Annotated in this window: 1 protein-coding gene and 1 pseudogene; both read left to right on the top strand. The window is 41.3% G+C overall.

What is annotated here, in order from left to right; translation table 11 throughout:
* The first annotated feature begins 613 nt into the window (after nt 1-613).
* Nucleotides 614-2,860, top strand: coding sequence for a bifunctional glutamate--cysteine ligase GshA/glutathione synthetase GshB (gene gshAB / locus ADM33_RS03165; protein WP_049503138.1), 2,247 nt, complete (start codon nt 614-616; stop codon nt 2,858-2,860).
* 136 nt (nt 2,861-2,996) lie between these two features.
* Nucleotides 2,997-3,318, top strand: a pseudogene (locus ADM33_RS11835) (transposase); the annotation flags it as partial.
* Nucleotides 3,319-3,601 lie beyond the last annotated feature (283 nt).

Genomic DNA, 3,601 nt, shown 5'->3' with positions numbered 1-3,601 from the left:
AGCATTCAATACGAATCAATACATAAGAAAAACGCTGATTTCAAGCGTTTTTTCTTTTTGTTAAATGCGATATATTGCACTGTATTTCAATTCAAACTCTACCTTTTTCTCTACCTTTTTTGAAATAAGAATAATGATTCGGATATTTAAAAAAAGAGGAACTTTAGTGTGAAGCTCCTCTTTTTTATTTGTTCTTTTACTTATAAATCGTATGACCTGGCTTAGAAAGTATGAGTTTCAGTTGGACTAAAAACAGCGTATTATCAAGGCTTTTCAGAACTATATCTACTAGTTAATTTCATAAAATATGAATCATTATTTTTTAAATAGGGGAATAGTTTAGGTCTGTAAGAATTAACTTATACACTTACAAGGTTTATTCTGATCGACTTTATAACTGTCTACGAAAAAAAGACAGAAATGAGAGATTGAGTGTGGGGAAAAAACTATTAGGTGTAGTTTCAATACTTCTACTAATGCTTTTGCTTATATTTAATGCAAGTAAATAGTCAATTCGTCCGAGCATTTCCTTCTCCATCTCCGTAGCAGAAAGTTGAGTTTATTTAACAAACTGATAAAATAATAGAGAAACTAATTATTTCGAGGCCAAATCATGAACCTATCAAACGTATTTCAAAAATTATCCCCAAATACTCCCATCTTACAAGCTACCTTTGGTCTGGAGCGCGAATCTCTACGAATCAATACTGAAGGCCGTGTCGCTCAAACGCCACACCCTGAAAAATTGGGTTCTCGCAGTTTCCATCCCTATATCCAGACAGATTATAGCGAACCTCAACTAGAGCTCATTACACCGGTAGCACAGTCGACCACGGAAGCTCGTCGCTTCCTCGGGGCCATCACCGATGTGGCTATTCGCTCAATGGATAAGTCAGAATATCTTTGGCCTTTATCCATGCCACCTGTGATTGTAGAAGAAGAGATTCAGATTGCCCAGTTGGAAAGTGACTACGAGTATCAATACCGAGTTGGTTTGGCAGAACGCTACGGCAAATTGCTCCAGTCCATATCTGGAATTCACTATAATTTTGAACTCGGCAAAGATCTGACCCAGCAGCTCTTTGAAGTCAGTGACTATGACGATTTACTGACCTTCAAGAATGCCCTCTATCTCAAGTTAGCTCAGAACTTCTTGTGTTATCGCTGGCTCTTGACCTACCTTTACGGAGCAAGCCCGCTAGCAGAAAAAGGGTTTTTGACAGATGAAATTGGTTGCGTGCGGTCGATTCGTAACTCCAACTACGGCTATGTCAATGCCCCCGATGTTCACATTTCCTTCTCTTCACTGGAGCAATACGTGACCGACATCGAAAACGCTGTTGGATCTGGGCAACTGTCCTCTGAAAAAGAATTTTACTCTGCCATCCGTTTACGCGGTGCTAAGACTAGCCGGGACTTTTTGACTAAGGGCATCTCCTATCTAGAGTTCCGCAACTTTGACCTCAACCCCTTTGAGCCACTGGCAATCAGCCAAGAAACACTAGACACCACCCACCTCTTTGCACTCGCACTCTTGTGGCTAGACGACATGGAGCAAGTCGACGAAGAATTGGCAGTAGCTGCTACTCTCAACAACCAAATCGCTCTCAGCCATCCCCACACACCACTTCCTAAAGAGGCTGACCCTAAACCTATCGTGACAGCCATGAAGGACATCGTCGCTCACTTTGGACTGGATGACTATTATAGCCAGCTTATCACTAAGGTGGAGGCCTCTCTTCTTGATCCACGTTTGACCCTTTCTGGAAAAATAGCAGAGCAGGTTGAAGAAGGGTCCCTTGAAAAATTTGGCCAACAACAAGGACAAGCCTTTCATGACTATGCTTGGACAGCACCTTATGCCCTCAAAGGCTATGAAAACATGGAACTCTCCACCCAAATGATTCTCTTTGACGCCATTCAGCTGGGCTTGAACGTAGAAATTTTAGATGAGGAAGACCAATTTCTCAAACTCTGGCATGGTGACCATGTGGAGTACATTAAAAATGGCAACATGACATCCAAAGATAACTACGTAATTCCACTGGCCATGGCTAATAAGGTTGTGACCAAAAAGATTTTGGACAAGGCTGGTTATCCAGTACCTGCGGGAGCAGAATTTGCTAACAAGGACGATGCCTTGCGGTACTACGGACAAGTAGCCAACTCTGCTATTGTTGTCAAACCCAAATCCACCAACTTCGGTCTTGGCATTTCCATCTTCCAAGATCCAGCTAGCCTTTCTGGCTATGAAAAAGCCCTAGACATCGCCTTTTCGGAAGATAGCCATGTGCTAGTCGAGGAGTTTGTGGCAGGGACCGAGTACCGTTTCTTTATCTTGGATGGAAAATGCGAGGCTGTCCTGCTCCGCGTCGCGGCCAATGTCGTAGGTGACGGAAGCTCAAGCATCCGAGAATTAGTCGAAAAGAAAAACCAAGACCCTCTGCGTGGTCGCGACCATCGCTCACCTCTTGAAATCATCAATCTGGGTGATATTGAATTACTCATGTTAGAACAGCAGGGTTACACACCTGATACAGTCTTGCCTGAAGGTAGCCAAACCTTTCTGCGTGGTAATTCTAATATCTCAACTGGAGGCGACTCCATTGACATGACTGACCAGATGGGCGAGAGTTACAAACAACTAGCTGCCGATATGGCGACTGCTATGGGGGCTTGGGCCTGTGGAGTCGATTTGATTATCCCAGACTACACCAAGCCTGCTAGTAAGGAGCTACCAAATTGCACCTGTATCGAACTCAACTTCAATCCTGCCATGTACCTGCACGCCTATACTTACGTAGGGCCAGGACAACGTATCACACCGAAAATTTTACGGAAGTTGTTTGGAGAGATATGAGAATAAGATCAGAGATTTTCTGAGCTTACTTTTTTATATTTGATAAATGGTAAAATATAGTGCAACAAAAAACTCATAGAGCCCAATCTCGTGTAAACTGTAAGTAACCACACTAAACAGAACACGGGAGAAATCTATAAGCTACCATCATATTACCATAATTGAGCGAATTAAGATAGAGACTTACCTAGAATTAGGTCTCAAACCCTGCCAAATAGCTAGAAAATTAGGCGTTCACAAATCAACCTTCTCAAGAGAATTAAGTGTGGTAATGACACTTACTCTGCACAAGCAGCACAAACACACAATGAACAATTGGCGAAGCAGAAGGGAAGAAAATCGAGTTAGACTCCTGTGAATTGAAGTAGGAAATTAAAGAGCGATTACAATCTTCATGGTCTCCAGAACAAATTTGTAGTCGTTATCAACTTGAAAATAGGTCCATGGTGTCCTTTAAAATCCAATTTGTAAAATTAAGCTAGAAAAAAGCATCTCGTATTTTTGATACGAAATGCTTTTAATAAATGTAAATAAGTTTTAACGTTTACTAAATTGTGACGCTTTACGGGCCTTTTTCAAGCCTGGTTGGAAACATTTTTATTTGAATAAGTTTCAAGATGGACTTAAAATCAATGTTTTCCCACGTCTTCAGAAAGAACGATTTTATCTAATTTGAATAACTTTCAGTTGAATGGTGTGAATTTTACCCTAAAAATACACAAATTGAGCTAGATTTTACCA

This window comes from Streptococcus oralis (assembly GCF_001075875.1).
GTDB classification, from domain to species: Bacteria; Bacillota; Bacilli; order Lactobacillales; family Streptococcaceae; genus Streptococcus; species Streptococcus oralis_I.
Note: the sequence above shows the minus strand (reverse complement) of the source record. Positions and strands in the feature narration are given on the sequence as shown.